The organism is Pseudarthrobacter equi, assembly GCF_900105535.1.
GTDB classification, from domain to species: domain Bacteria; phylum Actinomycetota; class Actinomycetes; order Actinomycetales; family Micrococcaceae; genus Arthrobacter; species Arthrobacter equi.
Map to the genome: position 1 here is coordinate 1,108,883 of NZ_LT629779.1, position 23,252 is coordinate 1,132,134.

Genomic DNA, 23,252 nt, shown 5'->3' on the forward strand with positions numbered 1-23,252 from the left:
ATGGGTCAAGGGCTGCGGGCAGGGCAAGTTGACGGTCGCTGGGACGGCGGGCTGCTGCGCGCCGAACAGTCCGCCCTCGTTGCATCGTGGCTGCGTTCCCCGAAGCTCCTTGCAGATTTTTCCTGGGCGCTCGCGGACACGAAGGTCCTCCGCGTCCAGGGGCCCGACGGGCAGTTCATCGTTAAGGCCGGGGGACCGGATAACCACCACCTCGGCCGCGAGCTGGCGGCCCATCGGGCCTACACGGGCCCGCTGGTGGAGTGCGGGCGGGCAGGCCGCCTGCTCCTCGCGGATTCCGGCGCCAACCTGCTGGTCATGGAGTACCTTGAGGGCCACCTGGTTGAGGGCACGCAAGCCGAGCAGGAACCAGGCACCTACGCCCAGGCCGGTGAGCTGCTGAGGCTGTTCCATAACCAGGGGCGCCGCATCGATGGCCGCTATGAACTCCAGGCCACAGCGAAGTCACTGGCGTGGCTGGACCGTGCGCACCGGATTGATCCCGCCGTCGAGCGGGAAGCCCGGGGGCGCCTGGCGGAATACCGGCCGGAACCCGTCACGGTGGTTCCCACCCACGGGGACTGGCAGCCGCGGAACTGGCTCATCCATTCCGGCGAAGTCCGGGTCATCGACTTTGGCCGGTTCGAGTTCCGACCGGCTGCTACGGACCTGTGCAGGCTGGCGGTGCAGCAGTGGCGGCAACAGCCTGCCTTGGAACAAGCCTTCCTGGAGGGCTACGGTACGGATCCCCGATCGGACGTCGTGTGGCGCATCGACCTGCTCCGGGAAGCCGTCGGAACCGCGGTGTGGGCTTTCCAGGTGGGGGACGAAGAGTTCGAACACCAGGGCCACCGGATGCTCACGGAGGCGCTGGCGCGGTGGTGAGCGGCGGCAGCAGCCCGGCCTCATTTCCGACACGCTTTGGAGATTCCGACTCGCATATTCGATGTCGCACCGGAGATACGGGGTGCGCCATCGAGTATGCGCAGCGAAACCGGGTATGCGCAGTGAAACAAGGACGCTGCCGTCACTGTGCCGGCGCCGCAGCGGTGGAGGCGCGCACTGTCAGGTGTGTGGGCATCACCGAGCGGGTGCGCGTGCCGCCGCCGCGAAGGGGATCCAGCTGTGCCAGCAGCATGGTCACCGCCACCCTGCCAGCCTGCTCGATGGGGGAGGACATGGTGGTCAGGGGCGGATTGCAGAAATCGGCACCGAAGATGTCATCGCAGCCCACGATGCTCATGTCCTCAGGTACCCGGACGCCCCGTTCGCGCAGCCGCTGCAGCATGCCGATGGCGATCAGGTCATTGAACACGATGCAGGCCGTCGCACCGCTGTGGACTGCCGTGTCCGCTGCCGCGGCGCCGGACTGGGTCTTCGGGGCGAACGGCCCCAGCCTGACCACGTCGATGCCGCGCTCCTTGCCAGCTTCGGCCAGGGCATCCCACCGGCGGGCGTTCGACTGGGACGAGACAGGGCCGGAGATGTACGCCACCCGGGTGTGGCCGAGTGAGATCAGATGGTCCAGGGCCTGGCCGGTGGCTGCGGGGGTGTCGATGATAACCGCGGGAACGCCGGGCACATCCCGGTTGATGGCCACCAGCGGCATGGCTGCGGAGGCTGCCAGCAGGGCCTCGTCCGTCAAGCGGGAAGCACCCACAATCAGGCCATCGGCACTCTTGCGGAGCTGCTGGATGGCGCTGGCCTCCACCTCATCAGATTCTTCCGTATCAACCAGGAGCTGCGTGTACCCGGCAGCTTTGAGCTGGAGCTGGGTTCCGCGGATGAGGTCGAAGTAGAAGGGGTTGGTGATGTCCGGGACCAGGACGCCCACGGCGCCGGTCTTTCCCGAGCTCAGGGCCTTGGCCTGCGAGTTCGGCGTGTAGTTGAGCTCGACGGCGGCGGCCTGGATCCGCTCGCGCGTCCGGATATTGACCCGCTCCGGCGTGGACAGTGCCCGCGACACCGTGGACGGGGCTACGCCGCACACGGCAGCGATGTCGTGGATGGTCGCGGGGCGGCCCACGGAAACTGGCGGCAGTGCCATGGCGTTCCTCTCTGAACGGACTGGCGTGAGCGCGGTTGTGACCGGAGACACTGCGCTGAAAGCCCTAGGATGTCACGGATCGCACATTGTGGCAACCGGTTGTCAGTGAATTGCAACGCGGCTAATGTTGCAGGGGAGATGTGACACCAGCCACGGCATGCCCCCGGCCAATGACGTCGCCGGCATGCCAGCACCAAGGAGAAACCGTGAGCGAAACTGCAACCTGGCCCCTGTCCGGATTCGGCGACGAAATCGATCCCGATCCGCACGTGCAGGCCGCCGTGCTGCTGGCACTGGGTGCCAGCCACATCGAGGTCCGGAGCGCGTGGGGGACGAACGTCTCCGAACTCACGGCCGAGCAGGTGCGGGAGCTGAAGGGCATTCTCGACGGGCGTGGACTGAAGGTTTCGGCCGTCGCCAGCCCCATCGGCAAAGTGGACGTCAGCCTTCCCGTGGAGCATGAGGTGGAGCGCCTGCGCCAGATCATTTCCGTCGCCAAGGGCCTGGACACCCGCTACGTCCGGATTTTCTCCTTCTACCGCGCCGAGGCCCAAAGCGCCGAGGACATCCGCGACGACGTCCTGGTCCGCATGGCCGCACTGGCAGCGGAAGCCGAGGCGGCCGGCGTCGTGCTCCTGCATGAGAACGAAAAGGACATCTACGGCGACACCCCCGAGCGCGTCCTGGACATCATGGAAACCGTTGCCTCCCCCGCGCTCCGCGTCGCGTGGGACAACGCCAACTTCGTGCAGGTGGGCGTCAGGCCGTACACCGCGGGCTACGCCATGCTCCGCCCCTACCTCGAATACTTCCAGGTCAAGGACGCGCTGTTCAGCACCGGCGAGGTGGTCCCCTCCGGCCACGGCGACGGCGAACTGGACGCCACGGTAGCCGCCCTCAAGGCGGACGGTTTCAGCGGTTTCGCCTCCCTTGAGCCACACCTCGCCAGTGCCCACGAACTGGGCGGCTTTTCCGGCCCGGTGGCGTTCGGCATCGCTGCCCGCGCCTTCGCCGCGCTCGCCGATAAGCACGGGGTTTCGTTCTCGTGACGGCCAGGGCGGCCGTCATCGGGTGCGGCGACGTTTCCTCCGTCCACTTCGAGGCCATTGCCAAGCTCGACGACGCCGTGCTGGCCGGGGTATGCGACCCCGACCCCCAGCGGCTCGCCGCAGCCGTGGAGACTTTCGGCGTCCCGGGCTTCAGTGACCACCTCAGCCTGATCGAGCAGATCCGGCCTGACGTGGTGCACATCTGCACGCCGCACAATCAGCATGCCTCCATTGCGGCGGACTGCCTGGAAAGAGGCGTGAACGTCATCGTGGAGAAGCCGCTGGCCCACACGCTGGCAGAGGGCCGGCGTCTGGTGGCAGCAGCCGAAGCGAACCACGCAAAAATCGCTGTCTGTTTCCAGAACCGGTACAACGCCACGTCCCAGGCAATGCACCAGCTTCTGGCAACCGGTGACCTTGGGGCTGTGGTGGGTGCCTCAGCCACAGTCATGTGGCAGCGCACGGCGGACTACTACCGCAACCGGCCCTGGCGCGGAACCTGGGAAGGCGGCGGCGGCGGCCTCCTCATGAATCAGGCCATCCACACCCTGGACTTGCTGCAATGGCTGGCGGGGGATATCACGGCCGTCAGCGGAAACGCATCCACCCGCTTCCTGGGCGGCGACATCGAGGTGGAGGACACTGCGGAATTCGTGGCGGAGCATGCCAGCGGTGCCCGCAGCGCCTTCTACGCCACCCTGGCGAACCCGTACAACGCCCCGGTGACCCTGGACGTCGTCACCGAAAAGGCTGTCCTGAACCTGCGGGGCGACCTGACGGTGACGTATGCCGACGGGCGCGTGGACGTGGTGCCCGAACGCAGGAGCGCCTCCGGCGGGCGCGACTACTGGGGTGTGTCGCACGAGCTGCTGATCGCCGATTTCTACGCCCGCCTCGGTGAGGCAGAACCGTTCTGGATCAGCCCTGCCGAAGCGGAGAAATCGCTGCGGATCATTAAGGACATCTACCGCCAGAGCTACCCCGACAGGGTTGAAAGCGTTTCCTGACGACCCGCTACAAAACGATAGTGCAACTTTTCTGACAACCGGTTGCCAAAGATGGCAACGATGCGTACTGTGGGTTTCACAAGCGGTGTGGCGCACGCCACACGCCTTCACCAAGAGCACTACTCCACTCATCCAAGGAGCCAACGATGAAGTTCGGTCCCAAGGCGGCAGGCGCCGCTATTTTCCTCAGCGCAGCACTCGCGCTGACCGGTTGCGGTGGCGGCGGTTCCGCCACCGGCTCCGGGAACGGTGGCGCAGCCACCACGTCGCTCACCATCGCCGAACTCGGAGACCTGCCGTCATTCGACCCGGTAGACGCCCACATCGGCCACACCATGCCGTACTACCAGGCCGTATACGACACACTGCTGATCCGCGAAGCGGACGGCACCATCAGCCCCATGCTGGCTGCCGAGAAGTCCTGGAACGCGGACAACACCGTCCTGACGCTGAAGCTTCGCACCGACGCCAAGTTTACGGACGGAACGCCCGTGGACGCCGCCGCCGTCAAGGCCAACCTGGACCACTTCCAGCAGGCCAAGGGCCGCGACGTATACCAGGTGGCCTCCATGGCATCGGTTGCCGTGGTTGACCCCAGCACGGTTGCCATCACGCTCAGCACCCCGGACCCGGCCTTCGAGTACTACCTCACGCAGGCCGCAGGCTTCGTCGCCAGCCCCAAGGCCATCGGCACCCCCGGCATCAAGACCGACCCCGTGGGCAGCGGCCCCTACAAGCTGGACACTGCCAGCAGCGTCAAGGGCTCGCAGTACGTCTACACCAAGAACCCGGACTACTGGAACAAGGACCTGCAGAAGTTCGAAAAGGTCACCATCAAGTCACTCCCGGACATCACCGCCCGGACCAACGCCCTGGTCTCCGGCCAGATCGACGGCGCCCTCCTGGACCCGAAGACGGGCAAGCAGGCCGAGGGTGCAGGCCTGGTGCTTACCAAGAGTGAAGTGGACTGGCACGGCATCCTGCTTTACGACCGTGACGGCAAGATCAACCCGGAAATGGCCAACGTGAAGGTCCGCCAGGCCATCAACTACGCCTTTGACCGCAAGACCATCCTGGACCAGCAGTTCCTGGGCCAGGGCACCCCCACCAGCCAGGTCTTCGGCCCGGACAGCGGTGCGTTCGTGGCGGACCTGGACAACAGGTACTCCTACGATCCTGCCAAGGCCAAGCAGCTCCTGGCGGAAGCAGGCTACCCCGATGGCTTCACCCTGAAGATCCCCACCATGGCAGGCTTTGAGGCACTGAACGCCGTGTACTCCCAGCAGCTGTCCGATATCGGCATCAAGGTCCAGCTCGAGTCGGTCCCGCAGGCCAACTACGTGGGCGACATGGCTGCCGGCAAGTTCGCCGCCGCCACCTTCCAGCTCTACCAGGGCGAGCCGTGGGTGGCCATCAACCAGATGATCTCCACCTCGGCCCTGTACAACCCGTTCAAGTCCACCAACCCGGAGATCGCCGCTTTGGTGGAAGAGGTTCACGTGGGTGGTGAAAACAGCTCCGAACTGGCCAAGAAGGTGAACACCTACGTCACCGAGAACGCCTGGTTCGCGCCGCTGTTCCGGCTGAACCAGATGTACTACACCAGCAAGAAGATCACCGTGGAACCGCAGCTGCAGCAGGCTGTCCCGTCCATCTACAACTACGCTCCGGCGAAGTAGCAATCCGGTGTGGGGCCGGTCCGCCGGCCCCACACCGCCCTAAGACTTAATCACCACAACGGCCAACGCCCAACGGAGCGCATTATGGTTCAGTTCATCATCCGGAAGATTGCTGCGGGGCTTGTCGTCCTGTGTGCGATTTCCTTCCTGACCTACTTCCTGCTGTATTTCTCCAGCAGCAACATTGCCCGCAACATCCTGGGGGAGTACGCAAGCCAGGAGCAGGTGGCTCAGAAGGAAACGGAGCTGGGCCTGGACCAGCCGCTGCCCGTACGGTTCCTGGACTGGGCCGGACACTCCATCACCGGCGACTTCGGCCGCTCATGGTTCACCGGCGAACCCGTGGCCACCGCCATCGCCACCCGGCTTCCGATCACCCTTACCCTGGTGATCGCCGCCATCCTGCTCATCGCCGTCCTCGCCACAGTGCTGGGCATGGCCGCAGCCGTCAAGCGCGGCTGGATCGACAGGGTGGTCCAGACCGGTGCCATCGTCGGCGACGCCATTCCCGGGTTCGTCCTGGCCATCATCCTGGTCACGCTGTTCGCCATCCAGCTCAAGCTCTTTCCGGCCACGTCCAGCATCGCTCCGGACGCCGGAGCTTCAGCATGGGCCGCTTCCCTGACGCTTCCCGCCATCGCGCTGGTCATCAACGGCGTCACCGGCGGCGCCCAGCAGGTCCGTAGCGCCGTCATCAAGCAGCTCGAGCGGGACTACGTCCGCACGTTGCGCAGCCGTGGCATCCCGGAACGCGAAATCCTGTTCAAGCACGTCCTCCGGAGCGCCGCGCCCACCGGGCTGACAGTCCTCAGCCTGCAGTTCATCGGCATGCTGGGCGGCGTGGTGATCATCGAGCAGATCTTCGCCCTGCCCGGCATCGGCAACCTCGCCGTCCTGTCCACCACCATGGGCGACATCCCCCTGGTCATGGGCGTCGTCCTCTATACCGTCGTCATCGTCATCATCGTCAACCTGCTGGTGGACCTCATCAACGGCTGGCTGAACCCCAAGGTGCGTGTCTCATGAGCCAGCTTGTCGAGCTCACCGGCCAGACCGGCGTCGTTGTCCGGTCCCACGTCATCCACAAAGTCCTCCGCAACCCCATGGGCCTGATTGCGCTGGCCATCCTGGGGGTCCTCGTCACCATGGCTGTCCTCGCCGACGTCCTGGCACCCTTCGACGAAAACTTCGCGGATATCGCCTCCACCCTCGCCGCCCCGGACGCCAACCACCTGCTGGGCACTGACAGCGTCGGCCGCGACGTCTGGAGCCGCCTCGCCTTCGGCGCCCGCACCACGCTGCTCTCGGCACTGCTTTGCGCCGCCGTCGCCATCGGCATCGGCCTCCCCGCAGGCCTGGTGGCCGGCTACTACGGTGGAAAATTCGACGGCATCGCCGGCTGGTTCGTCAACATCCTCATGAGCCTGCCCGGCATCATCGTCCTGCTCACGGTGCGGGCCGCCTTCGGCCCCTCCGTGTGGATCTCGATGATTGCCTTCGGCATCCTCCTCAGCCCCGGCTATTTCCGGCTCACCCGGACTTCTGTCCAGTCGGTGCGCAACGAGCTGTACGTCGACGCCGCCCGCGTTGCCGGCCTCAGCGACCGCAGCATCATCAGCCGCCACATATTCTCCGTGGTCCGCGCGCCCATCATCATCCAGACCGCCATGGTCTGCGGCGTTGCCATCAGCGTCCAGTCCGGCCTCGAATTCCTCGGCCTCGGCGACCCCACCGTTGCCACCTGGGGCGTCATGCTCAGCGAGGGCTTCAAGAACGTCTACCTGACCCCCACGCTCCTGCTCTGGCCGGCGGTGGCCATCGGCCTCGCGGTCGGTGCCCTGGTCCTGCTGGGCAACGCGGTCCGCGACGCGCTGGAGGACGGCGAGAAGATCAAGCAGCGGAAGCGCAAGGCCGCAGCTTCGGCTTCTGCCACGGAACGCACGACGCCGGCACCCGCCAAGGTGCGCCAGGCACGCGGCGCCGTGGCCGCCGTCGAAAGCGGCACCGAACATCACCTGGTGAAGGTCACCAACCTCGGCGTGGGCTACCCGCAGGCGGACGGTTCCATCAAGAAAGTGGTGGACGACGTCTCCTTCCACGTGGACCGCGGCGAGATCCTCGGCATCGTAGGCGAATCCGGTTCCGGCAAGTCCCAGACCGCCTTTTCCATCCTGGGACTGCTGCCCGGCACCGCCCGGATCGTGGCAGGCTCCATCCAGTTCGACGGCAATTACACCGTTGCCCCGGGCGAGGAAAAGGTCAGCCAGGAGCGGCTCACCAAACTGCGCGGCAAGCGGATTTCCTACATTCCGCAGGAGCCCATGTCCAACCTGGATCCCGCCTTCACCATCGGCTACCAGCTGGTGACGCCCATGGTGCGCGTGCTCGGCATCTCCAAGGCCGAGGCCACCAAGCGCGCCATGAAACTGCTCTCCGACGTCGGCATCGCCAACCCGGAGCGGACCTTCCAGGCCTACCCGCACGAAGTCTCCGGCGGCATGGCCCAGCGCGTGCTGATCGCCGGGGCCATCAGCTGCGAACCGGACCTGATCATCGCCGACGAACCCACCACCGCCCTCGACGTGACCGTCCAGGCAGACGTCCTGGACCTCATCCGGGACCTGCAGCGCCGCCTTAACGTGGGCGTCATCCTGGTAACGCACAACTTCGGCGTCGTCTCGGACCTCTGCGACCGCGTGGTGGTCATGCAAAACGGCCGCCTCGTGGAGGAAGGTCCCGTCCGGACCATCCTGCGCGAACCGAAAGACCCGTACACGCAGATGCTGCTGTCCTCCATGCTCGAAGGCAAGGAACCCATGACCATGCTCGTCTCCGCGCCCGCCAAGGAGGCCGTCAAATGACCAGCACCGATGCCGCGTTCAAGGATTTGCTCCGGGTGGAAAAACTCGCTGTGGAGTACCCCGGGAAGGGGTTCCGCGCCAAGCCGTTCCGTGCCCTGTCGGACATCAACATCAGCATCGGCCAGGGTGAGACCCTTGGCCTGGTGGGGGAGTCCGGCTCGGGCAAGACCACGCTGGGCCGTGCAGTCCTCGGCCTGGCGCCGGTCACAGGGGGGAAGGTCATCTTCGAGGGCAACGACATCAGCCAGGCCACCCGCAAGGAGCGGCGGAAACTCAGCCGGGACCTGCAGGTGGTCTTCCAGGACCCCTACACGTCCCTGAACCCCGCCCTGGAAATCGGCGACATCCTGGCCGAACCGCTCAGCGTGCAGGGCAAGTCACCGGCGGAGGCCAAGAAACGGGTCCGCGAACTCCTGGACCAGGTGGGGCTCCCCGCCGACGCCATCAGCCGCCTGCCCCGCGAGTTCAGCGGCGGCCAGCGCCAGCGCGTGGCCATCGCCCGCGCACTCGCCCTCTCACCCAAGCTGATCGTCTGCGACGAACCGGTCAGCGCCCTGGACCTGTCCACCCAGGCGGTGGTGCTGGACCTGTTCCTGCAGATCCAACGTGATACCGGTGTGTCCTACCTTTTCGTCTCGCATGACCTGGACGTGGTCCGGCACATCAGCCACCGCGTAGCCGTGATGTACCGCGGCGGGATCGTGGAGCAGGGCCCCGCCGACGTCGTGACCCGGAACCCCGAGCACCCCTACACCCAGCGGCTGCTGCTCGCGTCCCCGGTCCCGGACCCGGACCGCCAGGAACAGCGCCGAGCCGACAGGCACCGCCTGCTCGAACAGCAGCGGCAGCAGAACGAACAGGCAGCCGTCCTCGCCTGAGCGGGGATTCGGTTGCAGGCTAACGAGAAGAACAACGGAGGAATGACGTGGCCAAAATAGGCGTACAAGCCATGATGCTCAAGGACAGCTTCGCGGACATCGGAGCGTTCGAGACACTGCGCAAGGTCAGCGCAATCGGCTACAACGCGGTGGAGATCTCACAGATCCCCATGACGCCGGAGAACGTGGCCGAACTGGACCGGTCCCGCAGCGAACTCGGCATGGACATCGCGGCGCTGTCCGTCAATGTCGAAGGCCGGAAGGGCATGCCCGTGGAGTCGCTGGCGGAGAACTTCGACAAGATCGTGGACGACGCCAAGCGCCTGGACACCTCGCTGCTGCGGATCGGCATGTTGCCCTTTCCCGCCATGAAGTCCATCGAGGCTGTGGTGGACTTTGCCAGGCAAGCGAACGGGTATGCGGAACGGCTCCAAGAGCACGGCATCAGCCTGTACTACCACAACCACCACATCGAGTTCGCGAAGTTTGACGGCAAGTACATGCTGGACATCATCGCGGACAACTCCCCGGCCATGGGCATGGAAATCGACGTCCACTGGGTGCAGCGCGGCGGCCTTGACCCGGTCCGCACGCTGGAAAAGTACGCCGGCCGCACGGCCATGGTGCACTTGAAGGACTACCGGATCGGACAGATGCCGGAATCATCGTTCGGGCTGCTGGAAAAGGGTGATTTCCCCGGCTTCATGGCCGAATTCAAGAATGTGGTGCAGTTCGCCGAGGTGGGCGAGGGCAACCTGGACTTCCCCTCCATCGTTCCCGCCGCCGTCGACGCCGGTGCCCAGTACCTGCTGGTGGAACAGGACGAGCTGTACGGCCGCACCGTATGGGATGCCCTTCAGACCTCCTATGACAACCTGGCCGCCATGGGCCACGCGGACCTCTTCTAATTTTCGAACGAACAAACGGAGTACAACCACATGAGCAAGAAAGTACGCCTCGGCATCATCGGCCTGGGCCAGCAGGGCGGCGCCTACGCCAAGTTCATCGCGGACGGCCTGGTCCCCAACATTGAAATCGGCGCGATCTGCGACACTGATCCCGCCAAGAAGGATCTCGCCGCGTCAACCTACCCGGACGTCCCCTTCCACGACGACTACATCGCCATGCTCGACAGCGGCGACGTGGACGCCGTCGTCACCTGCGTCCCGCACTACCTCCACCCCGAAATGGGCATCGCGGCGCTGCAGCGCAACATCCACGCCCTGGTGGAAAAACCTGCCGGCGTCTACACCAAGCAGGTCAAGGAACTGAACGAGTTCGCGGCGTCAAAGCCGGAACTCTCCTTCGCCATCATGTTCAACCAGCGCAACAACCCGCTGTACCGCAAGATCAAGGAAATTGTGGACAACGGAGAGATCGGCGCCATCCGCCGGACCAACTGGATCATCACCACCTGGTGGCGTCCGCAGGGCTATTACAACTCCAGCGCCTGGCGGGCCACCTGGGGCGGCGAGGGCGGCGGCGTCCTGGTCAACCAGGCCCCGCACCAGCTGGACCTGTGGCAGTGGATCTGCGGTGTGCCCAAGTCCGTCTACGCCAAGGTGGCCTACGGCTTCCGCCGGGACATCGCCGTCGAGGATGAGGTCACAGCGGTGGTCGACTATGGCGACGGCGCCACCGGCGTCTTTGTCACCGCCACGCACGACCTCACCGGCACCGACCGCTTCGAGATCCTGGGCGACCAGGGCAAGATCGTGGTCGAAGGCTCCAAGACCGCCACCGTCACGCGCCTGAACAAGCCCGAGCGGGAACTCAGCGACGGCATGGGCATGGAAGATGTCCGCAAGCTCTTCATGGGCCAGCTGAAGCCCGAGGAGTACTACACCACCGAGGTCATCGAGTTCGAGTCCGTCTGGGGCGGCCAGCACGCCGGCGTCCTGGAGAACTTCGCCGCCAACATCCTGGACGGCACGCCACTGCTGGCCCCGGGCTCCGACGGCATCAACGGCGTCCGCCTGGCCAACGCCATCCACCTCTCCAGCTGGACCGGCACCGAAGTGGGCCTGGACTTCGATGAGGACGTGTTCCTGGCCGAGCTGAACAAGCGGATCGCCGCCGAAGGCCAGTTCCCCGAGCGGAGCTGACCTGCCTCGATGGCCAGTGGTTACCCTGCAACAAGAGGGCAACCGCTGGCCATTTCCGGTCCTTCCCTCGCTAGGATGGGGCAGTGAGCGAATCCAGGACGCAGGACCTATCCGATTCATCCGCCGAAGCCCGGAAACCGGTCCGCAGCGGCAAATCGAGCGCCACCATCTACGACATTGCCAAGCTGGCCGGCGTGAACCCCTCCACAGTTTCCCGCGCGCTCAGCAAGCCTGGCCGCGTCAGCGCAAAGACCCAAAAGCTGATCGAGGACGCCGCCGCCCAGCTCGAGTACCGGGTCAACCCGTTCGCCCGCGCCCTGCCCACCGGCCGCACCAATACCCTGGCCCTGATCGTCGCTGACATCACCAACCCCACGTTCTTCGGCATCATCCGCGGGGCCGAGTCCACGGCCACAGCCCGCGACTACACCCTGATGCTCGCAGAGTCCGCCGAATCCGCAGACACCGAACTGACGGCCGCGCGCCGCATGCTGACCACGGTGGACGGCCTCATCCTGGCCAGCCCCCGCATGGACGATGCCCGTATCCGCGAACTCGCCCAGGAGAAGCCCGTGGTGGTCATCAACCGCCAGGTGGACGGCGTCCCTTCGGTGGTGCCGGATGTAAACAAGGGCATCGGCGAGGCCGTGCGGAACCTCGCCGCCAACGGCCACCGGAAGGTCGCCTACGTTGCCGGGCCGCTGCAGTCCTGGATGACCACCCGCCGCTGGGAAGGCGTCAAGGCTGCCTGCGAGTGGTCCCACCTGGAGTGCGTCCAGCTCCCGTCGCACAAGCCAACGGTCGACGGCGGCAGGCAGGTTGCGCGCGACGTCGTCGCCAGCGGCGCAACGGCAGTGATGACATACAACGACCTCCTCGCCATCGGCCTAATGCAGGAGCTGCAGGCCGCGGGCGTGCAGGTTCCGGACCGGATCAGCATTGTGGGCTTCGACGATATTTTCGGCGCGGACTTCACCACCCCGGCGCTGACCACCATCAGGTCGCCGATGACGGCCTGCGGTACCGAGGCGGCAACCCTGCTGCTGGAGGTGCTGCACGGCGCGGAGGAAGTGTCCCCGGCCCTGCAGGTGGAAACCGAACTGGTCCTGCGCGGTTCCAGCGGCCGGCTCCTGGCGGCGGACCACCCCGCCTGACACCCTGCGCCATCGAATGGCAATTTTTGGCAACCGGTTGACAAAAGCCCGTTGCCAAAACGATCATTGATCTATGTCACAGTCCATTGCTTCCCACCCCGACCGGCTCCTGCCCGCTGACCCCGGAACGCGGAGCATTGCCCGCGGCCTGCTGGAACGCGTCCAGGACCTGCCCATCATTTCCCCCCACGGCCACGTTGACGCCGCCGTCATCGAGCACAACACCGCCTTCCCTGACCCGGCAGCGCTGCTGGTCAGCCCTGACCACTACGTCACGCGCCTGATCCACGCCAGCGGTGTAGACCAGGACCTGTTGCGGCCCCAGACGGGCGCCCACGGCGACCCCAACGCGGTGCCGGATGCCCGCACCGTATGGCGCGAGTTCTGCAAGGCCTGGCCGCTGTTCGAGGGCACTGCCTCCGGTTATTGGCTGCGTACCCAGTTCCAGAGCGTGTTCGGACTCCAGGAAGAGCCGGACGCCGGGGACCCCGATTCCAGCTACGACGCCATCTCCGCGCGCCTCCAGGAGCCCGGCTTCCGGCCCCGCGAGCTCTTCAAGGACTTCAACATCGAGGTGCTCGCCACCACCGATGACCCGCTTGACACCCTGTCCAGCCACCAGGCCATCGCCGCGGATCCGTCCTTCCACGGCCGCGTCCTGCCCACGTTTCGGCCGGACCAGTACCTGAACATCGCGCACCCGCAGTGGCGGGACAACGTGGAACGCCTCATCGCGGCCGCGGGCGACGGCGGCACGGACTACGGCGCCTACATCACCGCCCTCGAGAACCGCCGCCGCTACTTCGTGGACAACGGCGCCGTCTCCGCGGACCACGGCGTCCGCACGCCGCGAACCCTCAAGCTCAGCGATTCCGACGCGTCCCGCCTGTTCGATGTTGCCCGCTCCGGCAAGGCCACGGCCCAGGACCGCGAGGACTTTGAAGCGCACATGATGTACCAGATGGCCCGGATGTCCGTTGAGGACGGGCTGGTGATGACCATTCACCCCGGCTCGTACCGTAACCACCACGAACCCACGTTCAATGCTTACGGCGCAGACAGCGGCCACGACATCCCCTTCGCCATCGACTACACCGAGGCGGTCCGGCCATTGCTGCAGGATTTCGGCACCGCCAAGGACTTCCACCTGGTGCTGTTCACCATGGACGAGACGGTCTTCTCCCGGGAACTGGCACCCCTGGCCGGGTTCTACCCGTCCGTGTTCCTCGGCGCACCGTGGTGGTTCCTCGATGCCCCGGACGCCATGCTCCGCTTCCGCTCCGCCGTCACCGAGACGGCCGGGTTCTCCCGCTCGTCCGGTTTCATCGATGACACGCGCGCCTTCTGCTCCATTCCCGCCCGGCATGACGCCTCGCGCCGGATCGAGGCCTCCTTCCTGGCCCGCCTGGTGGCCGAGCATCGGGTCACTGAGGAGCGCGCCCACGAGCTCATCGTCGACATCGTTGACGGCTCCCCACGAAGGGTCTTCAAGCTGTGACTATCGAAAAGACTGCCGCCGGACCGTCCGACGCCGGCGCTACCCATCGCGGGGCCGCGGCACCTGCCGTCCCGCAGCTCAGCCGGGCCTTGCGGCCCGCGCCCAAGGCACCTGTCCGGATCGTCCACCTGGGGCTTGGCGCCTTCCACCGTTCGCACCAGGCCTGGTACACGCAGCACGCCGGGGATGCCGCCGAGTGGGGGATCGCAGCGTTCACCGGACGCCGCCCGGACGCGGCGGAGGCCCTGTCACAGCAGGATGGCCTGTACACGGTGGTCGAGCGGGGGGACTCCGGTGACACCTTCGAGGTCGTTGGCAGCATCGTCGAAGCGGTGAACGGGGCCGACGCCGGCCGCCTCGCCGCGCTGATCGCCGCCGCCGGCACCGCCGTCGTCACGCTGACCATCACCGAGGCCGCCTATGGACTCGGTGCCGACGGCCAGCTGGACCGGAAAGCCCCGGGCGTCGCCGCAGACCTCCAGGAACTCGCAGCCGGGCCCGCCGGCCGGCCGGCCACTCCGGTGGGCCGCCTGGTCCGGGCACTCGCCGCCCGCAAGGCTGCCGGCGCCGGACCGCTCGCCGTCGTCTGCTGCGACAACCTCTCCAACAACGGCACCGTGGCCCGCACCGCGGTAGTGGGCATGGCGGAGGCCTGGGATCCGGAGCTGGCTGCCTGGATAGCTGAGAACACCAGCTTCGTCAGCACTTCAGTGGACCGCATCACGCCGCGGACCACGGATGCCGACGTCGAGTCCGTCAAGGCCGCATGCGGCTACTTCGATAACTCACCGGTGGTGGCCGAGCCGTTCCGCAACTGGGTGCTCAGCGGTGACTTTCCGGCCGGACGCCCGCGCTGGGAGGACGCCGGGGCCGTCTTCGTCGACGAGATCGAACCGTACGAGAACCGCAAGCTCTGGCTGCTCAATGGCGCCCACTCGCTGCTGGCCTACGCCGGCCAGCTCCGCGGGCACGCAACCGTTGCCGAAGCCCTGGCAGACCCGGTGTGCCTGGCCGCCGTCGAACGTTTCTGGAACGAAGCGGAGGCCAACCTCACGGGCGCGGCAGCCCACGGTGCAGATCTCCAAATTCCGGCCTACCGGGAGCAGCTCCTGGCGCGGTTTCGCAATGCGCGGATTGCGCATCACCTCACCCAGATCGCCATGGACGGCAGCACCAAGCTGCGGATGCGTGCCGTTCCCGTCCTGACGGCAGAGCGCGACGGCGGGAGGTCCGGTGAGGGCGCGGCCGCCATAATCGCGGCGTGGGTTGCGTTCTGCATCGACGCAACAGAAGGCGGCCGGACTGTCCAGGACCCGCTGTCAGATGACATTGCGGCTGCCTGCGCGCTGGCCGGAGCAGACCGGGTGCGTGCCCTGTTGGCCCTGCTGAGCGTCCCGCTCTCACGGGATGGCGCCGTAGTGGAACTGGTAGCCGGACTCGCAGGAAGCTTCGCCCGCCAAGGGGCATAGGTCGCCCTCGGCCTGCCCGTCGGTCCGACGGCCGCGCCCACCTGCCTTAGGGAACTGCCCGGACGCACCGCGCGTCCGGGCAGTTTTGCGTGCGCTGGCCCGCGTCATTTCCGCGATGCGAAATGGATCAGGAAACCCGTAGCGCGCAGCAAATTCTGCAGGGCAAAAACCAGATGGCAACCGCTTGCCATTTGCTTGCCAAGTGACTAGGATTACAACCAGACTTATTCAATGTGCTGCCTCGCGGCAGTGGGTAAAGGAGCCCCTCGTGAAGAAGCTGAACCGGCTCAGCATCGTCGGCTATGGCGCCGGCGATGCCGCCAACAACCTGGCATTCACCACTGCCACCATGTTCCTGCTGGTCTACTACACGGATGTTGCCGGGATTTCGGCGGCAGCCGCAGGAACGCTGCTGCTGGCCGTCAGGATCTTCGATGCCTTCGCGGACGTCTTCGCCGGACGGATCGTGGACAGGACCTTCAGCAAGCGGTTCGGCAAGTTCCGCCCGTTCATTATGTTCGGTTCCATCCCGCTGCTCCTGCTCAGCGTTGCCACGTTCTCCGTGCCGCAGATCGGCGAAACCGGCACCCTCCTCTACGCCTACGTCACCTACGCCGCCCTGGGCCTGGCCTACAGCCTGGTGAACATCCCCTACGGCTCGTTGGCCGGCGCCATGACGCAGGATCCGGGGGAGCGGGCCAAGCTCGGTTCCGCCCGCATGATCGGCGCGGCGCTGGTGGGCTCGTCCCTGGGTATCTTCGTCGCCCCGCTGATCAAGCCCGGCGCCAACCTGCAGGCAACTTTCACCGGCATCACCCTCGCTTTCGTGGTGATAGGTGCCGCGCTGTACTTCTTCACCGTCTTCACGGCCAAGGAGCGCGTCCACCGTTCGGTCCCCAACGTATCCCTCAAGCAGAGCGTGGACACCCTCAAAAGCAACAAACCGCTACTGATGCTGTGCCTGAGCTCCTTCCTGTTCCTCACCGGTTACCTGGCCCTGACCTCGGTCCAGCTGTACTACCTGCGCGACGTGCTGGGCCGGCTGGACCTGTACCCGGTCCTCTCCATCGTGCAGCTGGTCCTCACCTTCGTGCTGGCGGCCATCATGCCGCGGCTGGTCCGCACCATCGGCAAGAAGAACGTCTACATCTACGCCTCGGTTGTCACGATCGTTGGCGGCATCATCATCTTCCTCGCCCCGGCCAGCCAGACCTGGATCGGCTTCGGCGGCCTCGTTGTCAGCCTGGTAGGCGTCATGGCCGTCAACATCGTGGTGTGGGCCCTTGAAGCGGACACCGTGGAGTACGGCGAATGGAAGACCGGTGTCCGCACCGAGGGCATCACCTACGCGCTCTTCTCCTTCACCCGCAAGACCGGGCAGGCGGTGGGCGGCGCCCTCGCGGCCTACGCTTTGGCCCTGGGCGGCTATAAATCCGGGGCTGCCCAGACCGCCGAGGCCGCGTTCGGAATCCAGGTTGCAGCGGGCGCAATCCCGGCCGTCCTCACCCTCCTGGCCGTGCTGGTGATGTCCCGCTACAAGCTCACCGACGACATGCATGCAGGCATTCTTCGGGACATCAAGGCCCGCCGCGCGGAGCCAGAAGGCACATCGGATGCCGGCTCCGTCCAGCAGGCTGCAGCCCCCGCCGCAGCGGCGCCCGCAGCGCACAGAAGCTAGCCCCGCCGCACCGGCACCAGCCCCATCAGTACCAGTTCGCCAAACCCGGCCCACCAACCCAGGGCCACCAGACCAGCCCGCAGGCCAGCCCCGCTCGAAAGGACCAGCTGTGAAAATCATTGCCGCCGAAGTGTTCGTCACCAGCCCGTCGCGTAACTTCGTGACCCTCCGGATCACCACCGAGGACGGTGTGACAGGCATTGGTGACGCCACCCTGAACGGCCGTGAACTCGCCGTCGCCGCGTACCTGAAAGAGCACGTGGCCCAGTTGCTGATCGGCAAGGACCCGCACCGGATCGAAGACACCTGGCAGTTCCTGTACAGGTCCTCCTACTGGCGTCGGGGCCCCGTGACCATGGCGGCCATCGCCGCCGTGGACATGGCGCTGTGGGACATCAAGGGCAAGGTGGCCGGCATGCCGGTCTACCAGCTCCTGGGTGGTGCGTCGCGCAACGGGCTGCGTGCCTACGGCCACGCCTCTGGCGCGGACATTCCATCCCTGTTTGACTCCGTGCGCGAGCACCTGGAGTTGGGTTACAAGTCCATCCGGATCCAGACCGCCGTCCCGGGCATCAAGGCCGTGTACGGTGTCGCCGCCCAGGCGCAGGCCTCCGGCGAACGCTACGACTACGAGCCCGCCGGCCGCGGCGCGTTCCCCGTGGAGGAGGACTGGGACACCCGCGCGTACCTGCGCCACCTGCCCAGTGTGTTCGAGGCCGTCCGGAACGAGTTTGGCCCGGAAATCCCGCTGCTGCATGACGGCCACCACCGGATGACGCCCATCCAGGCCGCGAAGCTTGGTAAGGCCCTGGAACCGTACGATCTGTTCTGGCTCGAGGACTGCACCCCTGCCGAGAACCAGGAAGCCCTGCGCCTGGTTCGCCAGCACACCACCACGCCGCTGGCCATCGGTGAAATCTTCAACACCGTGTACGACTACCAGACCATCATCAAGGAACAGCTGATCGACTACGTCCGCGCAGCCTCCACCCACTTCGGCGGTATCTCCCCGCTGAAGAAGGTGATGGACTTCGCCGCCCAGTACCAGATCAAGTCCGGCTTCCACGGCCCCACCGATATCTCCCCGGTGGGCTTCGCCGCCCAGCTGCACGTGGGCCTGGCCATCCACAACTACGGCATCCAGGAGTACATGCAGCACTCGGACAAGACCAACGAGGTCTTCCACCAGTCCATGACCTTCAAGGACGGCTACCTGCACCCGGGCGACGAGCCGGGCATCGGCGTCGAGTTCAACGAGGAAGCCGCCGCGGCATTCCCCTACCAGCAGGCCTACCTGCCGTACAACCGCCTGGTTGACGGCACCGTGCATGACTGGTGAACGCGGGCATGACTGGTGAGGCAGCAGCAATGACTAAGCATCGCATTATCGTCATGGGTGTTTCCGGTTGCGGAAAGACCACCATCGGCGACCTCGTGGCCCGCGAGCTGGGCGTCCCGTTCCTCGACGGCGACTCGCTCCACCCCGTGGAGAACGTCGCCAAGATGGCCGCGGGAACCCCGCTCACGGACGACGACCGCTGGCCCTGGCTGGCCACGGTGGGTTCGGAGCTGGCCAAGGCCGGCGACGGGGGACTGGTCCTGGCCTGCTCCGCACTGCGCCGCAGCTACCGCGACGCCATCCGAGAGCAGGCGCCGGACACGGTGTTCCTGCACCTGCACGGCAGCAAGGATGTCCTCGCCCGCCGGCTCGAAGGCCGTTCCGGGCACTTCATGCCCACCACGCTGCTGGACTCCCAGCTCGCCACGCTGGAACCGCTGGAAGCGGACGAAGCCGGCTTCGTCGTCGACATCTCAGCACCCGTTGACGAAGTGGTGGCATCGGCACTCGCCAACATTGCCGCCGTCGTACGTCCTTCCTCCGGTAGCGCAGGCACGCGGCCGCGGCAGTTCGACGTCGACCTGGCGGCCGCGCCGTTCAATCTCGACGGCGACGCGGTGGCCTGGGTGGAAGAAACCATCAGCTCGATGACGCTCGAGGAAAAGATCGGGCAGCTTTTCATCAATCACAACAACGGCTACGCGCCCGAGTACCTCGACGGTGTGCTGGAGAACTACCACGTGGGCGGCATGCGATACCGCCCGGGGCCATCCGCCGCCGTGCAGGAGCACATCCGGTACGCGCAGTCGAAGTCCCGCGTGCCGCTGCTGATCGCCTCCAACCCGGAAATGGGCGGGGCAGGAAGTTGCGACGATGGCACGTTCGTTTCCACGCACCTCCAGGCTGGCTCCCACCCGGACAAGAACATTGCGCGCCAGATGGGCCAGGTGGCCGGCGTCGAGACTGCGGCCCTGGGCTGCAACTGGGCGTTCGCGCCGATCGTGGACATCCATTACAACTGGCGGAACACGGTCATCTCCACGCGCTCGTTCGGCAACACCCCGGAGATCGTGGTGGAGCGGGCGAAGGAGTACTTCGACGGGATCGGCGAATCGCCCACCGTCTGCGCCATGAAACACTTCCCGGGCGACGGCGTGGACGAACGCGACCAGCACGTGGTCACGTCCTACAACACGTTCTCCTACGAGGAGTGGGACCGGACATACGGGCACGTGTACCGCGAGATGATCGGGCACGGCGTGCAGTCCATCATGGTGGGCCACATTGGAGCGCCGGAGGTGTCGCGGCACTTCCGTCCGGGGCTGTCCGATGCCGAAATCCTGCCCGCGACGCTTGCGCCGGAACTGCTGCAGGACCTGTTGCGCGGCGAACTCGGCTTCAACGGGCTTGTCCTCACCGATGCCTCGCTGATGGTGGGCCTCACCCAGGCGCAGAAGCGCAAGGACCTGGTGCCGGCAACCATCGCGGCCGGCTGCGACATGTTCCTGTTCTTCCGGAACCCTGCGGAGGACTTCCAGTTCATGCTGGACGGCTACAAGTCCGGCGTGATCACGGAGCAGCGGCTGCAGGACGCGCTGCGGCGGATCCTTGGGCTGAAGGCCTCGCTGGGGCTGCACCGCAAATCCTTGGAGGAGCTGGTGCCGCCGGCTTCGGCACTCTCGGTCATAGGTTCTGACACGCACCGTGCCATCGCCGCCGAGGTGGCCGACAAGACCGTCACGCTGGTCAAGGACACCGCCGGGAACCTGCCCATCACGCCCGAAACGCATCCCCGGATCCGGCTCTACGGCATCTCCGGCGGGGCCGATTTCACCCGGGCCGATCCGCTGGCGTACCTGGAAACGGTCAAGGAGGAGCTGGTCGCCGCCGGCTTCGAGGTGGACCTGTTCCGGACTGCCGAGCAGCGCGAGGCCACGGGGGAGACCGGGGTGAACTTTATGTCCGTCCTGGCTGAAGAGGCCACCGCCGACTACGCGGACCGGTATGACGCTGCCTTCGTGTTCGCCAACGTCAAGGGCTTCGCGCAGGAGGCAGCTATCAGGATCAAATGGTCCTCACCGATGGCGGCCGAAATTCCGTGGTACGCCACGGAGGTCCCCACGGTGTTCGTCTCGTTGAACCAGCCGAACCACCTCATTGACGTGCCGATGGTGAAGACCGCCATCCATGCGCACGCCGGCTCGCGTGAGGCCATCAGGGCTGCCGTGGCGAAGATCCAGGGCAAATCCGAATTCCAAGGCACGTTCAACGACAACGTGTTCTGCGATTCCTTCGACACCCGGCTGTAACAGCCGCCGGGCTCAGAGCGCCGGGCGCGGGGAGACCCCCTGCGTCCGGTGCTTTGTTTTGTGTCCGCTGGGCAGCCAGGTGGGCCCCGCGGCGGGCTATGTTCAGGCCGACAAATTGGGGGCTGCGGTGAATCCAGAAACGCAGAAGGCCCCCGTTCCTCGAGAGGAACGGGGGCCTTCTAAGTGGCGGTGACGGTGGGATTTGAACCCACGTTGGCTTTTACACCAAACAACATTTCGAGTGTTGCACCTTCGGCCGCTCGGACACGTCACCAACCTCAATAGGGTACCGGAGCAAGGCTCACATCCCCAAAACGACGCCTTGGCGAACGCTCGGAGAAGGGCCGTCGACGGTCTAACGGGTTCACTGTGAATGTCAGACCCTCGCGCGATGATGCCTTTATGGGAAACGCAGTGGTTGGGGCAGCGGCGATGGAGGGTCTTCGGGCCACTGTCGCCGGCCTCGACGCGTTGTTTCTGGGTGAGTTCGAGCTGGACCGGGATGCCCCTGACACCGTGGCCCGTGAAGCAATCGATGTGTTGGAGCGGAAGTCGGAGCTTCGGCTGCAGCGGCTGGCGTTCTGGAAGCAGTTGGAAGCCCAGGTAGCTGCGGGTAAAGCACGGGACGCTGCGGAGTTCGCGGAGTTCCAGGAGGCGATGACACCGCCGGAGGCCACAGGTTCGGAGCGGGCGTTCGTTGAGATGTCCACGACGGCGGAGGTCGCCGGGGTCCTGACCCTCAGCCCTGGCGCCGCGGCGGCGTTCATCAGCCAGTCCCGGAAAGTCTGTGCGATGCCGGCGGTCGCGGCCGCACTGGCGGCGGGTGCGGTGTCGTGGCGGCACGCGGTGATCGTGGCCGACGAAACGGACTGCCTCGCCCCCGAGAATGCTGAGGCGTTGGTGGCGCATTTCTTCGACCCGGACGCCCCGAACCCGGCCCGCGGGTCCGCACCCGGTGACCTGGTGCCGCACCTGTTCCGCCGGAAAGTCAGGACCTGGCGAGAACGCAGCTACCCCGCCTCCGTTGCAATCCGGCATGCGAAGTGTGTGGCGGAGCGGCGGATGGAATACCGCCCCGAGGCCGACGGGATGGCAACGATCACCCTGATCCTCCCCGGGGACACCGCCTGCGCCATCTGGAACAAAACCACAGCCATCGCCCGCGGCCTCCAAGGCCCCGGCGAAACCCGCACCCTTACCCAGTTGCGGCCGGACGTCGCCGCCGCGCTCCTGCTCGGCGCCCAGGCCGGCGGCGATGCGACTAGCCGCACCGACGATGGCCAAGAGCCCGGCGACGTAACCGCTACCCACGGGGTTCCCTGGGCCGGTGAGACCGGAACCAGCACTGCTACCGGCGCCGGGACCGACCCATACTTCGTTGACCTCAGCAAGATTCCCGCCCCGAAAGCCGACGTGCTGGTCACCATCCCGATATTTACAATGTTGGGCAGCACTGACGAACCGGCAGACCTCGACGGATACGGGCCCATCCCGGCAGCCATGGCCCGCAAACTCGTTGCTGACGGGGCGACCTCGTTTTACCGGGTCCTCGTCGACCCCCGTACCGGTGCGCCGCTCGAGATTGGCAGGACCAGCTACCGGTTGTCGGAGGCGATGAAACGCTGGATCAGGATGCGCGACGGACACTGCACGTTCCCCGGCTGCACCAACCCCACCACGGACAACGACACCGACCACCTCACCCCCTGGCAGCACAACGGGACAACAGGCGTGAGCAACCTGGCACAGCTCTGCCCCAAACATCACCGTCTCAAACACCACAGCGGCTGGACCCCCACACCAGCCACCACAACCGAACCACCCGGCTGGACCTCACCCACAGGCCGCCACTACCCAGCACAACACCCCGACCCCCAACCACCCCACTGGCCACCCCGACTCCCCGACGCGCTGCACATGACAGGCTCACTGGAACAACGGATCCTTGCCGGCATTGCGGTCTGCCCCGACTACCTCCTGGACGACCCTCCCGACGACGAGTTACTGGACGCCGAATTCGCTTGCGAGGACCGTGTCGTCCCCGACGATCTCTCTCCGGATGATCCGCTCTGGGAGGCCTTCTACGCGTCTCCTTTCGAGCTGCCCGCTGATCCGCAACGGGAACACTGGCTACACGAGCTCTCCTTCACCTGACCTGACATGACCGGCAGGGCTGAAGGTG

17 protein-coding genes and 1 tRNA gene are annotated in these 23,252 nt (G+C 66.0%); 16 read left to right on the forward strand and 2 right to left on the reverse strand.

Going from position 1 to position 23,252, the window contains the following annotated elements:
• Nucleotides 1–882: a phosphotransferase gene (locus tag BLT71_RS05070; RefSeq protein WP_091718154.1), complete on the forward strand. Its 882-nt coding sequence runs from the start codon at nucleotides 1–3 to the stop codon at nucleotides 880–882.
• A gap of 142 nt (nucleotides 883–1,024) precedes the next feature.
• Here the strand turns inward: BLT71_RS05070 and BLT71_RS05075 are convergent, their stop codons facing one another.
• Nucleotides 1,025–2,044, reverse strand: a complete 1,020-nt coding sequence (locus BLT71_RS05075) for a LacI family DNA-binding transcriptional regulator (protein WP_091718156.1) — start codon at nucleotides 2,042–2,044, stop codon at nucleotides 1,025–1,027.
• Between the two features lie 206 nt (nucleotides 2,045–2,250).
• Here BLT71_RS05075 and BLT71_RS05080 point away from each other — a divergent pair, with 206 nt between their 5' ends.
• The 14 genes from BLT71_RS05080 to BLT71_RS05145 all read left to right on the forward strand — a co-directional run bounded on the left by BLT71_RS05080 (nucleotide 2,251) and on the right by BLT71_RS05145 (nucleotide 21,070).
• Entirely contained in the window at nucleotides 2,251–3,093 is an 843-nt protein-coding gene (locus BLT71_RS05080; RefSeq protein WP_407681234.1) for a sugar phosphate isomerase/epimerase family protein, read from the forward strand.
• Nucleotides 3,090–4,100 carry a Gfo/Idh/MocA family protein gene (locus BLT71_RS05085; protein WP_091718160.1) on the forward strand — a complete coding sequence of 337 codons (1,011 nt, stop codon included), beginning with the start codon at nucleotides 3,090–3,092 and terminating at the stop codon, nucleotides 4,098–4,100. The genes BLT71_RS05080 and BLT71_RS05085 overlap by 4 nt, the downstream gene beginning before the upstream one ends.
• Nucleotides 4,101–4,246: 146 nt before the next feature.
• Nucleotides 4,247–5,779, forward strand: a complete 1,533-nt coding sequence (locus tag BLT71_RS05090) for an ABC transporter substrate-binding protein (RefSeq protein WP_091718162.1) — start codon at nucleotides 4,247–4,249, stop codon at nucleotides 5,777–5,779.
• 84 nt (nucleotides 5,780–5,863) lie between these two features.
• Complete coding sequence (locus BLT71_RS05095) at nucleotides 5,864–6,805, forward strand: ABC transporter permease (protein WP_091718164.1); 942 nt, start codon at nucleotides 5,864–5,866, stop codon at nucleotides 6,803–6,805.
• Nucleotides 6,802–8,640: a dipeptide/oligopeptide/nickel ABC transporter permease/ATP-binding protein gene (locus tag BLT71_RS05100; RefSeq protein ID WP_091718166.1), complete on the forward strand. Its 1,839-nt coding sequence runs from the start codon at nucleotides 6,802–6,804 to the stop codon at nucleotides 8,638–8,640. The genes BLT71_RS05095 and BLT71_RS05100 overlap by 4 nt, the downstream gene beginning before the upstream one ends.
• The gene (locus BLT71_RS05105; RefSeq protein ID WP_091718167.1) at nucleotides 8,637–9,518 is read left to right on the forward strand and encodes an ATP-binding cassette domain-containing protein; all 882 of its coding nucleotides are present in this window, start codon (nucleotides 8,637–8,639) and stop codon (nucleotides 9,516–9,518) included. The genes BLT71_RS05100 and BLT71_RS05105 overlap by 4 nt, the downstream gene beginning before the upstream one ends.
• A 47-nt stretch (nucleotides 9,519–9,565) precedes the next feature.
• Complete coding sequence (locus BLT71_RS05110; RefSeq protein ID WP_231994448.1) at nucleotides 9,566–10,426, forward strand: sugar phosphate isomerase/epimerase family protein; 861 nt, start codon at nucleotides 9,566–9,568, stop codon at nucleotides 10,424–10,426.
• Nucleotides 10,427–10,456: 30 nt separating this feature from the next.
• Nucleotides 10,457–11,623: a Gfo/Idh/MocA family protein gene (locus BLT71_RS05115; protein WP_091718171.1), complete on the forward strand. Its 1,167-nt coding sequence runs from the start codon at nucleotides 10,457–10,459 to the stop codon at nucleotides 11,621–11,623.
• Nucleotides 11,624–11,706: 83 nt separating this feature from the next.
• The gene (locus BLT71_RS05120; RefSeq protein WP_091718173.1) at nucleotides 11,707–12,777 is read left to right on the forward strand and encodes a LacI family DNA-binding transcriptional regulator; all 1,071 of its coding nucleotides are present in this window, start codon (nucleotides 11,707–11,709) and stop codon (nucleotides 12,775–12,777) included.
• Nucleotides 12,778–12,850: 73 nt separating this feature from the next.
• A complete protein-coding gene (gene uxaC / locus BLT71_RS05125; RefSeq protein ID WP_091718175.1) occupies nucleotides 12,851–14,275 on the forward strand; it encodes a glucuronate isomerase in 1,425 nt (474 codons plus the stop codon).
• 89 nt (nucleotides 14,276–14,364) lie between these two features.
• Complete coding sequence (locus BLT71_RS05130) at nucleotides 14,365–15,744, forward strand: mannitol dehydrogenase family protein (RefSeq protein ID WP_091723820.1); 1,380 nt, start codon at nucleotides 14,365–14,367, stop codon at nucleotides 15,742–15,744.
• Nucleotides 15,745–16,012: 268 nt separating this feature from the next.
• A complete protein-coding gene (gene uidB, locus BLT71_RS05135; RefSeq protein ID WP_091718177.1) occupies nucleotides 16,013–17,422 on the forward strand; it encodes a glucuronide transporter in 1,410 nt (469 codons plus the stop codon).
• A 109-nt stretch (nucleotides 17,423–17,531) separates the two neighbouring features.
• The gene (gene manD / locus BLT71_RS05140) at nucleotides 17,532–18,761 is read left to right on the forward strand and encodes a D-mannonate dehydratase ManD (RefSeq protein ID WP_056076642.1); all 1,230 of its coding nucleotides are present in this window, start codon (nucleotides 17,532–17,534) and stop codon (nucleotides 18,759–18,761) included.
• Between the two features lie 29 nt (nucleotides 18,762–18,790).
• Nucleotides 18,791–21,070: a gluconokinase, GntK/IdnK-type gene (locus BLT71_RS05145; protein ID WP_091718179.1), complete on the forward strand. Its 2,280-nt coding sequence runs from the start codon at nucleotides 18,791–18,793 to the stop codon at nucleotides 21,068–21,070.
• A gap of 184 nt (nucleotides 21,071–21,254) precedes the next feature.
• On the opposite strand, the gene BLT71_RS05150 is transcribed toward BLT71_RS05145, so the two are convergent.
• A tRNA-Ser gene (locus BLT71_RS05150) sits at nucleotides 21,255–21,344 on the reverse strand.
• A 128-nt stretch (nucleotides 21,345–21,472) separates the two neighbouring features.
• Here BLT71_RS05150 and BLT71_RS05155 point away from each other — a divergent pair.
• Nucleotides 21,473–23,224, forward strand: a complete 1,752-nt coding sequence (locus tag BLT71_RS05155; protein ID WP_231994449.1) for an HNH endonuclease signature motif containing protein — start codon at nucleotides 21,473–21,475, stop codon at nucleotides 23,222–23,224.
• The last annotated feature ends 28 nt before the right edge of the window (nucleotides 23,225–23,252 follow it).